Genomic DNA, 15,854 nt, shown 5'->3' with positions numbered 1-15,854 from the left:
AGCCTTAGACCGCCATTTTCCGCTTCTCTCGAACAACTCCTTTTTCTAAAACTGGAGTGGCCTCCGTGGTGGTCGCCCCATGCTTTGTTGCAAGATCTTTTTCAATCCTCTGGGCAATCTCTCGATTCTCCTTCAAAAAGAGAACGGCATTGTCTCGTCCCTGACCGACCTTCTCACCGCGGTAGGTGTACCAGGCCCCGGTCCTCTCGATGACCTGAAACTGTTCGGAGAGATCGAGAAGCTCGCCGACCCGTGAGGTCCCCTGTCCGTAAACGATATCAAACTCCACCTCTTTGAATGGAGGGGCGACCTTGTTCTTCACCACCTTCACACGGGTGCGGTTTCCGACGATCTGGTCCCCATTCTTGAGGGCACCGATCCGCCGGATATCGAGACGGACTGAGGAATAAAACTTTAGGGCGTTCCCCCCTGTGGTTGTCTCCGGATTTCCAAACATCACACCGATCTTCATCCGGAGTTGGTTAATAAAGATAACCATCGTCTTGGCCCGGGCGACATTCGCCGTCAACTTTCGAAGCGCCTGACTCATGAGTCGTGCCTGAAGCCCCATCTGTGGCTCCCCCATCTCCCCCTCGATCTCCGCCTTGGGAACCAACGCCGCGACAGAATCGATGACAATACAATCAACCGCCCCACTCTTCACGAGCATGTCGACAATCTCAAGCGCCTGTTCGCCATTGTCCGGCTGGGAGACGAGCAAATCCTCAGCATTCACACCCAACTTCTTGGCGTACTGCATATCGAGCGCATGCTCGGCGTCGACATAAGCAGCAATTCCTCCCTTTTTCTGGGCATTCGCGACGACCTGAAGCGCCAGCGTCGTCTTTCCGGAGGACTCCGGTCCAAAAATCTCGACGATCCGCCCCTTCGGAAGTCCACCAACACCTAACGCCAGATCGAGCCCCAGAGAGCCGGTCGAGATCGTCTCAATATCCTTCGCAATCTCCTCCTTCCCCAACCGCATGATTGCCCCTTTTCCGAACTGTTTTTCGATCGTGCTGATTGTATTGGATAGCGCCTTTTGCTTGTTGGTGGTTGGTTCCATTGGATTCTCCTTTTTACTTAATTGCCCCCTGTAAGACGGAAACTAGCTAACCTCGTATATCTGGCCCCCTTCGGTGTCAATTCACTTTTGTAGAGAATGAGCTCTTCCACCCGAAATTTTTCCGATCGGAGTTTTCGCCCCTCCTCCTCAATCGCGACAAGTCCGACAAGCGCCTTCGAATCCCGGATCCGACCCAATGTCAGATGGGGTTGAAATGCACGATCCTCTTCAGGATGGATCTTAAGATCGGCGACAGACATCGTCACCGCTGACTTCAGTTGTTGAAGCCTTTCAACTTCCCCATCGAGCCCAACCCAGACGATTCGAGGTCGAGAGATATGTGGGAAAAAGCCGATCCCTTTTGTCATCAGCTCGAAGGAGGGAAGTTGGGTTGCTACTTTAATCAGTCGTTCCTTGACCTGAATCACTATTTCCTCCTCAATCTCACCAAGAAATCTTAATGTCAGATGGATTCCGCCCTCGTGAACCCAACGAACCCCTTGTGTATTCTTGTCCACCTTTTTCAAAAATTCCCCAAGTGATTCCAAAACAAACTCCGAGGGATCGATCGCGATGAAGGAGCGAATGTTCACTTTGATTCTTTCCGATAAGACTCAAAGGGAGGCAGATCTTTTGCACCCTCTACAGGATCAAAAATCTCCTTAGGCCAATGACTCTTTTTTGAGGCCTTCTTCAGACTGCTGAGTTCTGATTCCACCTTTTTGAGCCTCTCGGTCAGACTCCCATCCTGTTTCTCTTCATAAACCTGCCGGAGTTTCTGGTTCAGCAGGATCTGGTAAGGAGTCCCTGTTCTGTCCGCCTCTTTTTTAAGCCATCGGTAGATATCCTCGGAAATGTAGGTCGTAATACGGACTTTTACATTTGCGGGAAGGAGGTCTTCCCGAGAAATGGGAGGAAGTTCAACTCGTTTCATTTTTGAAAAATCTGGTTCTTTTGTTCTCTTCATAAATTTTCCTCCCCTTCCTGAATTCAGCGGCTCCTATCAGCCGAATCCGCTCTTCGCGATAAGTAAACCACACAGTAATAACCCTTCCGTCAGAGATCCTGCCGATGGCATGCCATCGCTTCTCCATACCAGAATGCTTAATGTCCTCCAAAGCCACAGCTTCAGGATCAAAAAAGACCTCCTTCGCGGTTTCGAAATTAATTCCATGCGTTTTCACATTTCTCCGCTCTTTTTCCGCATCAAACTCAAATTCTGTATGTCTATTATACATATAATATACGTCCCGTCAACTGACTCAGACCAAGAAGACAGGCAATGGCCCCATAAGCAACATCCATGCCAAGCTTTAAACGTGACTTGTTTGGCAATGAAGGGATCAATCGTCCGATTTTCGATCGGTCGGGTATGAAAATCGGAAAAAAGGTTGGGGGTTTTTTGGAGCAACGGATCTGCCTTATAACCGAAGATAGGTGCGATGAACGCTTCTCATCTATTTAGATTCGCCCGCTGGGCAGCACTGCCTCTGACAGCACTCGCTGCCTGCGCCACAACACCACCGAAAAGAAAAGAATGTGGATTTCAAATTTGGGAGGAATGTACATGGGAGGGACCATTTCTTCATGACGAACCAGGCTGTACCGATATCCATGAACCATTAAAAGGTTTTCGAAATAATCCTGATGCCTATTCTTTAGAGTTGAAGCGAGTCTCCAATAATCAGCGGATTAATGGAAGACCAACGTCGATTCTTGAATATGATCATTTATATTTCCTTCTGGGAGAAATTATCCCACCGTGTCGACGAAATAACAATATGACTCGAGAAGATGTCGCAAAAACTTTCGATGAATTCGGTAACAAAAATGGTGAGTTTGACGTAACAGACCTGCTGCGCCGACAGGAGGTATTGGGGTTGGATGAATTCGGATTTCTACGAGATACTCTGCTCAATTATAGGATCAATCTCTATGAGGGGCTAAATGCAAGTGATTTAGAATATGTGGCTCAAAGGTATGTCGATAATCCGCAGAATTATCCATTTTATCAAAGCTTTTTTAGTGATCCCCTCTTTGTTCAAGCCGCACTGAAGGTCTATGACGACCCACGACTACGAAAACTTTCTGGAGAAGGTCTGCCCGCTGAAACAACAGCTCCCACAGACCAGGAACCGAGTCACTGAAAAAGGAGCTGCTCACAACTCGGTGAGAATCATCCTTCTCAGCTTATGCAGTGCCACATGCGCGGCAAAGAGTTTGAAGGATTCGCGATCGCGCGGCCAGAAGTATTTCCTCTCCTTGGTCTCTTTCGGTCCCGCCACAGCGATATGTACAGTCCCCACTGGCTTAGATTCAGTCCCTCCTGAAGGTCCTGCAATGCCGGTCACACCGATTCCGTACGTCGTCCCGCTGATCTGACGCACCCGCTCTGCCATCGCGGTGGCAACCTCCGAAGAAACGGCACCAAATTTTTGCAAGAGAACGAGATCGATCCCCAAGATCTGCAACTTCGAATCATTGCTATACGTAACCACACCCCGCTCAAAATATCCGGAACTGCCGGGGACATTCGTCAACAGATTTGAAATCAGACCACCGGTGCATGACTCAGCAACCGACAACGTCTGCTTTTTCTCCAGAAGAAGTCGCCCAATCACCCTTTCAATCGTCTCGTCCCCCTCGGCATAAATAAAAGCCCCGACCTTTTCGCGAATCAGTTTTTCTGCGTGGGCGATCTGATCGATTCCTTTTTTCGGTTCAGTGGTTGAGATCTTGATCAAGATCTCCGGAAAGAGAAATCGCCAACTCAATCGAACAGGGCCAAGATCACTCTCACGAAGCGCCTGATCCAGATCGGCCTCGGCCATGCCGAAGCAGCGAAAGATTTTTTGCAAGAAGAAGGATTGCCCTGCTCTCTTTTCCAAGATAGGAAGAACGAACTCTTCGAACTGCCCTTTCATCTCGGCAGGAACACCGGGCATAAAGAAATACTCGGTGTCTTTATATTTAATCTGGCAGCCGGGGGCGGTTCCAACTCTATTGGAGATGCGACACCCCCCTTTCGGCAACATCGCCTGCCGTTTGTTGTTTGGTGTCATCTCATGACCAATTTTTTTGAAATGTGCCTCCATCTCTTTTAAGGAGGTAGCATTCAAAGTGAGCGGAAGACCAAACGCCTCCGCCGCCGCCTCGAGTGTGATGTCGTCTGTCGTCGGACCGAGTCCACCCGTCACGATCACAACATCTGCCTCCTGAGCTGCCCCTAACAATGCCTCACGAATCTGATGCGGATCATCAGCAACCGTCAGATGACCGATCAGTTCAAAACCACGACCCCAGAGCCGCTCTGCCATCCAGGCGAAGTTGGTATCGAGAATGGTTCCAGAGAGAATCTCGTCACCAGTCGTGATGATTTTGATTTTCATAAGAAGAAATTAAAAATTCGGAGAATCAGATTCGCATACACCCCCGCCATCAGATCGTCTCCAACAATTCCCCATCCTCCTGAAACACGGTCTTGGATGAGTCGACAGGGATAAGGTTTCCAAACATCGAAAATGCGAAAGAGGGCGAAACCAACAATCAAATGCAGCCAGGAAAATGGAACAAAGGCCATCGTGACACAAAGGCCGGCGACCTCATCAATCACAACCTCCGACGGATCTTTCTTTCCAAGCTGTCTCGCCGCTTCGGCCGAGACCCAAGCGGCAAAAAATGAAAAGGCGATTAGGGCGGCTAAATACGAGAAATAAGAGAGGTCCTTAATGAGAAGATAGAGGAGAACTCCGACGAGGCTCCCAAAAGTCCCAGGGGCGTAAGGGAGGGAACCGCTGCCAAAACCGGTCGCAAAAAAGAGGATAAGACGTTTCACTATTGCCTCGGATACCTTCTTACATTAAGAAGTGACCATGGCAAAACTAAAAAACAAAACCGCTATTGTCACCGGTGGGGCCCAAGGGATCGGACGAGCGATCGCAAAGCGCCTGATCGATGAGGGGGCCCAGGTTGCACTCTTCGATCTGAAACCGGATGTTGGGGAGACGACAGCACGAGAGATTGGCGCCCTTTTTCTCAAGACAGATTGCACAAAAAAGACAGACGTTGACTCAAGCGTCGCCAAGGTGATCGAAAAGTTTGGGAAGATCGATATTTTGGTGAATAACATCGGCTGGGCACTCCCCACATTCTTCATTGAAGAAAATGAGGCGTATTGGGACAAGGTGATTGCCGTAAATTCCAAGACACAGCTGCTCACGACACAGGCGGTGCTGAAAGATATGAGCCAACGCAAGGGAGGCAAGATCGTTAATATCTCTTCTGACGCCGGTCGCGTCGGCCAGATGCAGGGGGTCGTCTATTCCCTCTGCAAGGCGGGGGTGATCGGTTTCACGAAGGCACTCGCGCGTGAGGTCGCTCGTTATCAGATTAGTGTCAATTGCATCTGCCCAGGCCCGACCGACACCCAGCTCTACGAAGAGGCGATCAACCCGAAGGTGAAGGAAACATTTGTGCAGATTATTCCCTTTAGACGAATCGCAAAACCAGAAGAGATCGCAGCCGGAGTCGCCTTCTTCTGCTCACCGGATGCTGATTACGTCACCGGACAGGTGATGTCAGTCTCGGGCGGACTGACGATGGGGGGATAAGAGAGGGATCTCATGTCTCAACTAATCGATCTCTCACATACCTACACGGCGAACATGCCCGTTTGGCCGGGGGATGTCGAACCACAACTCACTGAGATTTCATCAGTCGCAAAAGATGGTGTCTGTTGCCACATGGTTCGATCGAGCCTCCATGTCGGCACCCATATTGATGCCCCGATGCATATGATCGCCGATGGAAAACCGCTTTCGGAAATTCCGATTGATCGTTTCATGGGACGAGGTTTTTTGATCGATGCCCGAGAAAAAACTAAGATTGATACTGACCTTTTGGAGAAATCATTGATCGAAAAGGGGGACATCCTCCTGATTCACACCGGTTTTGATCGGAAATTTGGTCAACCCGAATATTATGAAACATTTCCGCCAATCACAGAAAACTTTGCCCACCAAGTCGTTGAGCGTGGCGTAAAAATGGTAGGACTCGATTGCCCAAGTCCTGATTATCCTCCGTTTCTAACCCATAAGATTTTACTCGGCAAAGAAGTGCTGATTATCGAAAACATGACCGGTCTGGAGAATCTGATCGGTGTCAAAAATTTCGAAGTGATCGCACTTCCGGTTCGTTTTGAGTCAGATGGATCTCCAGCGAGGGTGGTCGCGAGGATTTCGTAGTGGTGGGATGAGTTATGAAACTAAAAGTTATCGCTCTCGTCATTTCTTTTCTTCTCACAGATCTCCTCTTTTCAACCGACCCCCCAAAACCAAAATACGGCCCCGAAGCGATACCAATCTCCCAGTCTCATGACTATTTTCGAAAAAACCCCGCCCCCGACTATTGGGCCTTGAGTCCTTATTACACGGCACAATTCAGCGAACGATCCTGTTCGACTGCTGCTGTAACAATGCTCGTCAATGCAGCGCGTGTTGGAGAAAATCTCGGAAGTGAAGAGGAGTTGGTTACAGAACAGAAACTCATCAAAAGGGTCAAAGACCAGATGTGGAATAAATTATTGGATCCGCAATCGAAAGGCTTTCTCGTTATTTTAAAAGATTTAAAACCGCTCATTGAAAAAAGTCTTGCTGCTTACGGGATTCAAGGAACAACAGTGGAGGTAATCCATATCGCTAATACCTCAAATGAGACACGGAATCGGCTCCACAAGATACTTGTCGAAAATGAGAAAACGGCGCGCGATTTCATGATCGCTGTTTTTATCCAGGGTATTTACACAGGTGATGCTTATGTCGGCCATATTGCACCAGTCGGTGCCTATGATGCGAAGGCCAAGCGAGTTCTGATTCTCGATCCGGATCGCCAATGGTACGAACCGTACTGGGTCTCTGAAGAAACCTTCTTAAAAGGAATGGTGACGAAGGACGAACAATCGGGTAACGAATGGCGAGGGTATCTGTGGGTGAAACTGAAAGAGGGGGCCCGATGAAAAAACAAACCTCCAACTTGGCCAAGAAAAAGATCGCCAGAGACATGCTCGAACGCTATACCGGCAGTCCCCTAGCCGCCTTTCGGAAACAAATTATCCTGACGAATTTTGATTATTACCTTAAAAGATTCACTGAGCTTGGTGATGGGAAAAAGTCTTATGGCACTGCCATGAGGGTCAGTCACAGCAAGAAATTGGATGTTTCCATCATCGACTTCCGAATCGGCGCCCCTTCTGCCGCGCTCATTATTGAACTGATCAGCGTGATCGAACCAACCGCCGTCCTGTTTCTTGGCATGTGTGGGGGGCTTCATCGATCTCTGAAGGTCGGGGACTTCATCCTCCCGATGGCAGCGATCCGAGGTGAAGGGGCATCGCAACACTATATGCCGATACAGGTCCCAGCCCTTCCGACATTCAAGGTCCAAAAATTTGTCAGCCAAATCATCGTTGAGAAGGGGTTCGACTACCGAACTGGCGTGATTCATACGACCGATTACCGATTTTGGGAATTTGACGAGGGCTTTAAGAAAAAGATCTATGCCGAGAGGGTGATCGGTATCGATATGGAATGCGCCTCCCTCTTTGTCTCCGGTTTTGCGAATAAGGTCCCGATCGGTGCCCTTCTCCTCGTCTCAGACCTCCCGCTCACACGGTCAGGGATCAAGACTCGAAAATCGGCCCGTCAGGTTTTCAAGAAGTACACCGACATCCATCTGGATATCGGCATCCACTCGATGAGTGAGATTGCGGAGCGGGGGGAGCATATAAGACATTATCGGTGGTAAGTTATGTTCCACGACATCCTCTATAAATCGGGATCCGGCATCGCGACGATCACGCTGAATCGCCCCGAAAAACTGAATGCCTTCCGAAGCCAGACGATCGTTGAACTCACGACGGCCTTGGCACGCGCCATCAAAGACCGCGCTGTTGGCGTGATCGTGATCACCAGCGCCGGAGGAAAGGCGTTTTGTGTCGGCGGCGATATCAGTGAGATGAAGGATCTCAACCGAAAAAAGGGACGCATCTTCGTCCAAAAACTTCTGCGGCTCTCGAAGATCTTTTTGACCTCACCCAAACCGATCATTGCGAAGGTCAACGGTTATTGTCTTGGCGGTGGGAACGAGATCCAGCTCTTCTGCGACCTCACGATCGCGAGCGAAAAATCGATCTTTGGTCAGACCGGCCCGAAGGTCGGAAGCGCTCCGCTCTGGGGAGGAACACAAATCCTGCCGTTTCTGGTCGGGCTCAAAAAAGCCCATGAGATTATCTATCTCTGTCGGCAGTACGCCGCGCGTGAAGCGATGGAGATCGGTTTGATTAACCAAGTCGTCCCCGAGATCTCACTCGATGCAATTGTGGAAAGAACCTGTCAGGAGATTCTGGAGAAAGGACCGCAATCCCTTGCCCTTGCCCGACAGGCGCTCCACGAAGGACTATGGCCTCGACTGGCAAAGGACCTTAAAAAACTGGGGAAAATTTACGGGACCCCAGAGGTCAAAGAAGGGATGAACGCGTTTTTGGAAAAGCGACCGCCGAACTTCTCAAAATTCAGATCTCATCATGAGTGACTCAAGTTCTTCCGGTGTCACCAACGGTTTTCCTGTCAAAGATATCCCTGGAGAGACATAGTGCTCGACATGAAGCCGCCAGAGGTCGAGTCCCAGAGGTCCCTCCTGCACAACCCGTATCCCCTGAGAGGTCCATCGTTGGACTCCGCCCAACCCATAGCGATAAACAGGCCCTCCCTCCAGAAGTAGGGTGAGATTGTCTGTTTCACAGTTAAAAGCGGCATTGCGTGGTGTCTCCCGTATAAGATTTGCCAACCGCCTCGCCTCCTGTGCCATATCTTCACCAGCGTATCGGTCGACGATCCAAACCTGCTCCCCTTCCCTTAAAAGCGTTGCCCGCCAGACCTTCGGGGCCTTTAGATCCGCGGCCCGTTCAAGCAGCGTCACCATCCACCGCCTGGCCCCCTCGTGACATTCCGAAGCAGAGGCGTAAGCCGTGGTAAAACGAACCGCTTGCGCGACCGGTTCGGGAGCGCTTCGTCTGCGTAACGAGAAAATTAGAGAGAGAAAGTTTTTGTCTTGATGCCTCCTCACTCCAATATAGACAGCGCCCCCTACAGCAATCCCCAAAGAAGATGCCGTAAAAGCCGCCGCTAGCGAGGGGAGCCAGTCTTCACGATAGAGAGAATGCTGGCGAATCAATTCAAAACAAAACGCAATCGCTCCTCCATAAAGAACCCCTTTCGGACCAAAAGAAAACCAGCTCGTCGCAAGCCCCTGACCAAGATCAAGAAATAATTCTCCCCATTTCTGGTCTCCTTCTTTTTGATTCAGAAAGGTGGGGATTGATTGAAAGGCAATACAAAGACCAGCGACCTTATAACCCTGATAGATTCTTTTCCCATCCGAAAGGCGAACTGAAAAAGCAGTGGTGGCCCCTGACGTAACCCCTGCAGCAACCCCTGTCCAGAAAGGTTGGGCTACCTGATGGGCCAGTAAACTGAGTGGCAACATGCTGGATTATTCGTGAAGGGGCTCGAAGAGTTGTGAGGATAATGATTAAAACACAAATCGATAACCGAGTGAGAATGAGAGACCGGAGAAGTATGAATCACCAATGTCTTCAAATTGGCCTGTCGATAGATTTCTCCGAACTCTGTCAGCACCATTGGGATAACCATGATAGATCACTTCCCCATAAATGACGTTCCGACCTGTCAGGTAAAAGTCACTACCTAAGCCGGCATCAAATTTAAAAGCCGGATCTCTCGTTGACGACAGAGAGACGTTATTAAGGTTTGTTTTTGCGTGAATGATGTGGAAACCAACACCTGAAGAGGCATAGGGTGATATTCGAGTATTCAATGGTGAAAATTTCAAACCAACAGTGAATCCGTAAAAAAGGGCTGTTGTCCCTTGGTCCGAGGCGATCGCCTGCATCGACCTTGCCTGAACCGCTAGTCGCCTAAAAAAATCATAACCTGCGATAAGATCTATATTCAGGGCAGGGTCAAAATCATCAAGACTTGTCGCAAAAAAGGTCTGAGCTCCCAAAGAGGTTCCAACAAATAACCCCTTTTCCCACTCTCCACTCTCTCCTGCATGGACGAAATTGCCCAAGGAGGCCATCAACAAGAGACCGGTCAGGGCGATCAATTTAAGCATCTTTTTCATACCGCTCGTTTAGATCTCCCATAGAGAGGAGGGGGGCAAGGGGAATTTTTAGGGGTCTCGAGTCACCGCTAAACAGAATACCCCTCCAAACGAGCAAGTTATTCACAAACGTTAATTATTAAAAACTTAATGAATTCATATAGTTATTTTCGTTCCTGGCACCCAAAAAAGAGCTCGAAAAGCCCCTCATATGGCACGTAGATTGCTCATATAGATCCTCGTATGGCGAAGACGATTGCCCAAAAACCGATCTCGAGGAGCTCCCAGGCGATCGTCCAACAGCAATCGATCTTTAAAAAGATCGCCTCATTTATCACGGGGACCCCCCCTGCGAGGGTTGGCGCACGACCGATTTCGGCCAAAGACAGCTTCACGAAGCGACCCCCAAACCATGTCTACGCCCCGGCAGCCCTCCGTCAGACGGTCGAGGGGGTTCGACCCACGAACCGACCTTCCGACCTCCAGTTGACCCAATTCTGCAGTAAAGTCATTACGAGTTAGTTAACCCTCTTGATTTAAACCAATAGTGTGATAGGAAACTCCGCCTATTGGAGTCCCCTATGAGAGAAGCGATTCATCCTGAACTGCATCCTGTAAAAATCACCTGCGCCTGCGGCAATGTGATCGAAACGGTTTCGACCAAGAAAAATCTTACCGTCGCTGTCTGTTCTCACTGCCATCCCTTCTTCACCGGGAAACAGAAACTGGTGGATACCGCCGGCCGTATCGAAAGATTCCAAAAGCGCTACGCAAAAAAGAAACATTAGTGCGAAAAAGCCTTCTGACGCACTATGCTCAAAAAATTAGAAGAAATAGAAAAGAAGTTTGTCGAGCTTGAAAAAAAGTTGGCGGATCCCAGCATTCTTCAAAATCAAACCCTTTACCAAAAACTCTCGAAGGAACGGTCAGCCCTGATTCTTCTTGTTGAAAACTTCAGACGCTACAAGAAGACGATTCAGGAGCTAGAGGAGGCAAAAAAACTCCTGGAAGAAAAAGATGATGAGATCCGACGGATGGCAAAAGAAGAGCTGATTCGACTCGAGGAGGAAAAGCTCAGGACAGAACAGACGCTCAAAGTCCTGCTGCTTCCCAAAGATCCGAACGACGAAAAAAATATCTTTCTCGAGATCCGCGCTGGAACGGGAGGAGATGAGGCGGCATTGTTCGCTGCTGATCTCCTTCGGATGTACAGCCGTTATGCCGAAAGCCGTGGCTGGCATGTGGAGGTTATGGATTCGAGCCCTACCGGGATTGGAGGATTTAAAGAGATTATCCTGCTCATCTCGGGTCAGAATGTTTACAGCGATCTCAAGTACGAAGGTGGAATCCATCGGGTCCAACGCGTCCCGAAAACGGAACAACAAGGAAGGATTCATACGTCAGCCGTGACAGTTGCCGTTCTTCCAGAGGTGGAAGATGTCGATATCCAAATCAATGAAAGCGAGCTGAAGATCGATGTGTTTCGCGCATCCGGCCCAGGTGGTCAGGGGGTGAATACTACGGATTCGGCAGTCCGTATCACGCATTCCCCTTCAGGGCTTGTTGTGGTTTGTCGCGATGAGCGAAGCCAAATAAAAAACAAAGCGAAGGCGATGAAGATTCTACGGGCCCGGCTCCACGAGATCGAAGAAGAAAAACAAAATGCCGAACGGCGATCGTCACGAAAGGCGATGGTCGGTTCTGGAGATCGAAGCGAAAAAATTCGTACCTACAACTTCCCACAAAATAGAATAACCGATCACCGAATCGGGCTTACTCTGCATCAACTCGATCGGATTTTAGAGGGACGTCTGCAGGATATTATCCAACCGCTAAGAACCTATTATCAAACCGAGGCTTTGAAGGGTCATGTCTGAACCCTGGACAACCCTCAAACTAATTCAATGGACAAAAGGGTATTTTGAAAAAGCCGGTGTTCCTAATCCACGCCTTGATGCCGAGCTTTTGCTGGCCCATCTTCTAAAGTGTAAACGGATCGACCTCTACACGAACCACGAGAGAACGATCGCGGAGAAGGATTTGGCGAAATTCAAGGAGTTGATCCAAAGGAGATCGAAACGGGAGCCGCTTCAATACATCATCGGCGAAACGGAATTCTATGGACTGAAGTTCAAAGTCACACCGGAGGTGCTAATCCCGAGACCAGAAACCGAGTTGTTGGTGGAAGAGGCAATAGCGTATTACCCCACTTTGAAAAAGGGGGGTGAGGGGGGATTTTCAGTCTTGGACATTGGAACCGGCTCCGGCTGTATTGCTATTACCTTAGCAAAAAACCTCCCTGAAGCAAAAATCACCGCAACCGACAGCTCGAAAGAGGCGCTCGAGATTGCCAAAGAAAACGCCCGACGGCATGAGGTTGATCGTCAGATTGAATTCCTCCTGTCTGACATCGCTCCCTGGAGGGTTTTTGAAGCTGAAGGGCGACGATTCGACCTGATCGTTTCAAATCCTCCGTACATCCCTTCGAGAGAATTAGAATCGCTGCAACCGGAGGTCAGGGATTTTGAACCGCGGAAGGCGCTGGACGGCGGAAACGACGGTCTTCAAACTATCCGCCAAATACTCACAGAGACACCTCGTTTTCTAAATGATGGCGCTTATCTCCTCTTGGAGATCGGTGAGGATCAGGGAAAAGCAATTGCCAACCTCATACACGAACAGACATCGCTTGATTTTCAGGGGGTAAAAAAAGATCTATCCGGCCATGATCGGATCTCTGTAGCTAAAAAGCTACAAAAACCCCTATGCTGAATTCCAGTCCATAGCTTTTCACCTTTACAATAAGGACCGAATTCAGCACCTTATTGAGTATCGTGTCTAAATCACCAGAAGACATTAAGAAAATTCTCCTGCTTTTAAAACTCATTTCGCAGGGGGTTCTGGATGCCGAGGCGGGAAGATCGGTCGATCACCAGACCCTTTTTAACCGACTCGAGAAAAAGCTCCAAAAATTAGTCTCATAAGGACATCCAGGGAAACGTCGTTCAGCTCTTGAGTCTCCTCGATAGCCGCAGGGATTTGGAAGATATCCTCTTCGAAAGACTGACCTCTCCGTAATTTGAGAGGGTTGCAGCTCAAAAAAATAGCTGTTAAGCACCCTCAGTGGACAAAATTGTTATTCAAGGTGGTCGACGATTAAAAGGAACCGTCGAAGTCAGCGGGGCGAAGAATGCCGCACTACCGATCCTCTTCTCCTCTATCCTGACTGAGGGATGGAATCAGTTTTGTCGGATTCCTGAATTACGCGACATTAACACCACCTGCAAACTCCTCTCAAAGCTCGGCCTCGTCATCGAGAGAAAAAAGGGCTCGATCCGAATCTCCTCAAATGCCATGCGAAGTTACACCGCCACCTACGATCTCGTTAAAACGATGCGCGCCTCGGTCCTCGTCATGGGCCCTCTCCTGGCTCGGGTCAAGAAGGCAAAGGTTTCTCTGCCCGGCGGATGCGCCATCGGGGCACGGCCGATCAATCTCCACCTGAAGGCGTTCGAGCAGATGGGGGCGAAGATTGATATCAAGGAAGGGTATGTCATCGCCAAGGCAAAGAAACTCCATGGAGCAAAAATCCACTTTGACACCGTAACGGTTACCGGAACTGAAAATGTCATGATGGCTGCTGTCCTCGCCAATGGCGAGACGATCATTGAAAACGCCGCTCAGGAACCGGAGGTCACCGATCTCGCCGAGGCGCTCTCCAAGATGGGGGCCGAAATTCAAGGTGCCGGAACCAACACCATGACGATTCAAGGGGTCAAAGAATTACAAGGGTGCGATCACGAGGTCATTGCGGACCGGATCGAGGCGGGGACTTTTTTGATCGCCGCTGCGATGACCGGTGGAGATGTCAGGATTCAGAGAATCCCCCCCTCTTATCTCGAGGCGTTGATCCTCAAGCTCCGCGAGGCGGGTGTTACCATTACTGAAGAGGCGGATGCGATTCATGTCGTCGGCCATCTGCCGGTCAAGGCGGTCGATCTGATCACCGCACCATTCCCTGGTTTTGCCACTGATTTTCAGGCACAGTTTATGGCGCTCATGACGATGGCCAAAGGAACCAGCGTGATCACTGAAAATATCTTTGAGAACCGTTTTCTCCACGCACAGGAACTGATGAGGATGGGGGCGAATATTCGAATCGAGGGGAGAAAGGCGATCATTCAGGGTGTTCCAAGACTCTCAGGGGCCCCTGTTATGGCATCCGACCTCCGAGCCTCTGCCGCACTGATCATCGCCGGGCTCATGGCGAAAGGAATCACCGAGATCCATCGCGTTTATCATATTGACCGCGGTTATGAAAGGATTGAGAAGAAGTTTCGCAAGCTCGGGGCGAGAATTAAACGAATCAAGGTAAAGTATTAAGCATGAATGTTGAAAAAATAGTTCGGGCGATCATCCATAACCTCCGTCGCGAGGGGGACCGAGCGCTTTTTGCCTGTACAAAAAAGTTTGATCATTTTTCGGTCACTTCAAAAAATATTGAGGTTTCAAAGCGGGAACGCCGGGACGCTTGGAGAAAACTGGATCGTCAAACGATTCAAGCCCTCAAGAGAGCGGCAGATCGAATTCGTGAGTTTCATTCCCGGCAAAAAAATCGCTCCTGGACGACAAAAAAAGAGGGGATCGAACTTAGCCTTCGATGGAGGCCGCTCGAGCGTGTCGGGATCTACGTCCCTGGAGGGCGCGCCGCTTATCCTTCAACTGTCCTGATGAATGCGATCCCAGCAAAGATCGCCGGGGTCTCCGAGATCGTCATGACAACCCCTTTCCCAAACGGCGATGGTCACCCTGCCCTCCTGGTCGCCGCCGATCTGGCAGGTGTGGATCACATCTTCAAGATCGGAGGGGCACAGGCGATCGCCGCGATGGCCTATGGGACAAAAGCGATCCCGGCCGTCGACAAGATCGTCGGTCCCGGGAATCAATTCGTCGCCGAGGCAAAACGTCAGGTCTTTGGCAAGGTCGCGATTGACATGATCGCAGGACCGACAGAGCTCGTGGTTATCGCCGATGATTCCGCCAATCCCTCATGGATCGCGGCTGACCTGATCTCACAGGCGGAACATGATCCGGAGGCAAGACCGATTTTAATTTCTCCCTCCAGGAATTTTATTCAAAAATTGTCGAAAGAGGTGGAGAGACAGGTTCTGAGAACACCTCGTCGACAGATCGCAGAGACAGCCTTCTGGAATCATGGCGAAAAAATCAAGGTCAAGAATTTGGAAGAGGCGTGTGAGCGAGCGAACCACATCGCCCCGGAACATCTGGAACTCTGTGTCCGTAATCCAAAGCGGTGGCTCAAAAAAATCAAGCATGCCGGTGCGATCTTCCTGGGGCCGTATAGCCCCGTTGCGCTCGGTGACTACGCCGCCGGCCCAAATCATGTCTTGCCGACCAGCGGCACAGCGCGTTTCTCGTCACCGCTCGGCGTTTACGATTTCATGAAGGCGTCGAGTCTCATTGAGGTTACGCAAAAAGGACTTAAACATTTGGCGCCAACAGTCATACAGCTTGCAAAAATTGAGGGGCTGATGGCACATGCGGAATCTGTTCTGGCAAGGTATCGGAAAATAGGTTAAGGGGGATT

The 15,854-nt window shown here is 49.9% G+C and carries 21 protein-coding genes; 13 read left to right on the top strand and 8 right to left on the bottom strand.

All coding sequences use genetic code 11. The annotated features are described in order from the left end of the window. Nucleotides 1–4: 4 nt before the first annotated feature. The 4 genes from recA to HYT76_03430 are packed head-to-tail and all read right to left on the bottom strand — an operon-like array spanning nt 5 to nt 2,304. Nucleotides 5–1,066 carry a recombinase RecA gene (recA, locus tag HYT76_03445; protein ID MBI2082603.1) on the bottom strand — a complete coding sequence of 354 codons (1,062 nt, stop codon included), beginning with the start codon at nt 1,064–1,066 and terminating at the stop codon, nt 5–7. A 17-nt stretch (nt 1,067–1,083) separates the two neighbouring features. Continuing rightward, a complete protein-coding gene (gene thpR / locus HYT76_03440; GenBank protein MBI2082602.1) occupies nt 1,084–1,659 on the bottom strand; it encodes an RNA 2',3'-cyclic phosphodiesterase in 576 nt (191 codons plus the stop codon). Then, nucleotides 1,656–2,033 carry a hypothetical protein gene (locus tag HYT76_03435; GenBank protein ID MBI2082601.1) on the bottom strand — a complete coding sequence of 126 codons (378 nt, stop codon included), beginning with the start codon at nt 2,031–2,033 and terminating at the stop codon, nt 1,656–1,658. The genes thpR and HYT76_03435 overlap by 4 nt, the downstream gene beginning before the upstream one ends. Further along, on the bottom strand, nt 1,987–2,304 hold the full coding sequence (locus HYT76_03430; protein ID MBI2082600.1) for a BrnT family toxin: 318 nt from the start codon (nt 2,302–2,304) through the stop codon (nt 1,987–1,989). Before HYT76_03430 ends, HYT76_03435 begins: the two co-directional genes overlap by 47 nt. Nucleotides 2,305–2,508: 204 nt before the next feature. Here HYT76_03430 and HYT76_03425 point away from each other — a divergent pair, with 204 nt between their 5' ends. Beyond that, nucleotides 2,509–3,213 (top strand): hypothetical protein, encoded by a 705-nt coding sequence (locus HYT76_03425; protein MBI2082599.1) that lies wholly within the window; start codon nt 2,509–2,511, stop codon nt 3,211–3,213. Nucleotides 3,214–3,225: 12 nt separating this feature from the next. Here HYT76_03425 and HYT76_03420 read toward each other — a convergent pair whose 3' ends face one another. After that, entirely contained in the window at nt 3,226–4,455 is a 1,230-nt protein-coding gene (locus HYT76_03420; GenBank protein MBI2082598.1) for a competence/damage-inducible protein A, read from the bottom strand. Continuing rightward, nucleotides 4,452–4,901, bottom strand: a complete 450-nt coding sequence (locus HYT76_03415; GenBank protein ID MBI2082597.1) for a phosphatidylglycerophosphatase A — start codon at nt 4,899–4,901, stop codon at nt 4,452–4,454. The genes HYT76_03420 and HYT76_03415 overlap by 4 nt, the downstream gene beginning before the upstream one ends. A 37-nt stretch (nt 4,902–4,938) precedes the next feature. On the opposite strand from HYT76_03415, the gene HYT76_03410 reads away from it, so the two are divergent. From HYT76_03410 to HYT76_03390, 5 genes are read left to right on the top strand one after another with little or no spacing between them, the layout of a single operon-like run. Then, entirely contained in the window at nt 4,939–5,676 is a 738-nt protein-coding gene (locus HYT76_03410) for a 3-oxoacyl-ACP reductase FabG (protein ID MBI2082596.1), read from the top strand. A 12-nt stretch (nt 5,677–5,688) separates the two neighbouring features. Continuing rightward, nucleotides 5,689–6,309 carry a cyclase family protein gene (locus HYT76_03405; protein ID MBI2082595.1) on the top strand — a complete coding sequence of 207 codons (621 nt, stop codon included), beginning with the start codon at nt 5,689–5,691 and terminating at the stop codon, nt 6,307–6,309. A gap of 14 nt (nt 6,310–6,323) precedes the next feature. Continuing rightward, a complete protein-coding gene (locus HYT76_03400; GenBank protein MBI2082594.1) occupies nt 6,324–7,079 on the top strand; it encodes a hypothetical protein in 756 nt (251 codons plus the stop codon). After that, on the top strand, nt 7,076–7,867 hold the full coding sequence (locus HYT76_03395; GenBank protein MBI2082593.1) for an AMP nucleosidase: 792 nt from the start codon (nt 7,076–7,078) through the stop codon (nt 7,865–7,867). Before HYT76_03400 ends, HYT76_03395 begins: the two co-directional genes overlap by 4 nt. A gap of 3 nt (nt 7,868–7,870) precedes the next feature. After that, the gene (locus HYT76_03390) at nt 7,871–8,653 is read left to right on the top strand and encodes an enoyl-CoA hydratase/isomerase family protein (GenBank protein MBI2082592.1); all 783 of its coding nucleotides are present in this window, start codon (nt 7,871–7,873) and stop codon (nt 8,651–8,653) included. Here HYT76_03390 and HYT76_03385 read toward each other — a convergent pair. Continuing rightward, nucleotides 8,627–9,607: a hypothetical protein gene (locus HYT76_03385; protein ID MBI2082591.1), complete on the bottom strand. Its 981-nt coding sequence runs from the start codon at nt 9,605–9,607 to the stop codon at nt 8,627–8,629. The genes HYT76_03390 and HYT76_03385 overlap by 27 nt on opposite strands. Nucleotides 9,608–9,652: 45 nt before the next feature. After that, a complete protein-coding gene (locus tag HYT76_03380) occupies nt 9,653–10,267 on the bottom strand; it encodes a hypothetical protein (protein ID MBI2082590.1) in 615 nt (204 codons plus the stop codon). 222 nt (nt 10,268–10,489) lie between these two features. Here HYT76_03380 and HYT76_03375 point away from each other — a divergent pair, with 222 nt between their 5' ends. The 7 genes from HYT76_03375 (at nt 10,490) to hisD (ending at nt 15,846) form a co-directional block, all read left to right on the top strand. Further along, entirely contained in the window at nt 10,490–10,768 is a 279-nt protein-coding gene (locus HYT76_03375; GenBank protein ID MBI2082589.1) for a hypothetical protein, read from the top strand. A gap of 59 nt (nt 10,769–10,827) precedes the next feature. Beyond that, on the top strand, nt 10,828–11,034 hold the full coding sequence (gene rpmE, locus HYT76_03370) for a 50S ribosomal protein L31 (GenBank protein MBI2082588.1): 207 nt from the start codon (nt 10,828–10,830) through the stop codon (nt 11,032–11,034). A 24-nt stretch (nt 11,035–11,058) separates the two neighbouring features. Continuing rightward, nucleotides 11,059–12,123 (top strand): peptide chain release factor 1, encoded by a 1,065-nt coding sequence (gene prfA / locus HYT76_03365; protein MBI2082587.1) that lies wholly within the window; start codon nt 11,059–11,061, stop codon nt 12,121–12,123. After that, the gene (gene prmC / locus HYT76_03360) at nt 12,116–13,018 is read left to right on the top strand and encodes a peptide chain release factor N(5)-glutamine methyltransferase (GenBank protein ID MBI2082586.1); all 903 of its coding nucleotides are present in this window, start codon (nt 12,116–12,118) and stop codon (nt 13,016–13,018) included. The genes prfA and prmC overlap by 8 nt, the downstream gene beginning before the upstream one ends. A gap of 62 nt (nt 13,019–13,080) precedes the next feature. Next, a complete protein-coding gene (locus tag HYT76_03355; protein ID MBI2082585.1) occupies nt 13,081–13,230 on the top strand; it encodes a hypothetical protein in 150 nt (49 codons plus the stop codon). Nucleotides 13,231–13,369: 139 nt separating this feature from the next. Beyond that, complete coding sequence (gene murA, locus HYT76_03350; GenBank protein MBI2082584.1) at nt 13,370–14,629, top strand: UDP-N-acetylglucosamine 1-carboxyvinyltransferase; 1,260 nt, start codon at nt 13,370–13,372, stop codon at nt 14,627–14,629. A gap of 2 nt (nt 14,630–14,631) precedes the next feature. Further along, nucleotides 14,632–15,846: a histidinol dehydrogenase gene (gene hisD / locus HYT76_03345; GenBank protein ID MBI2082583.1), complete on the top strand. Its 1,215-nt coding sequence runs from the start codon at nt 14,632–14,634 to the stop codon at nt 15,844–15,846. Nucleotides 15,847–15,854 lie beyond the last annotated feature (8 nt).

The organism is Deltaproteobacteria bacterium, from assembly GCA_016180845.1.
GTDB lineage: Bacteria > UBA10199 > UBA10199 > JACPAL01 > JACPAL01 > JACPAK01.
The sequence above is the reverse complement of the archived record's forward strand: the minus strand, read 5'-3'. Positions and strand labels throughout refer to the sequence as shown.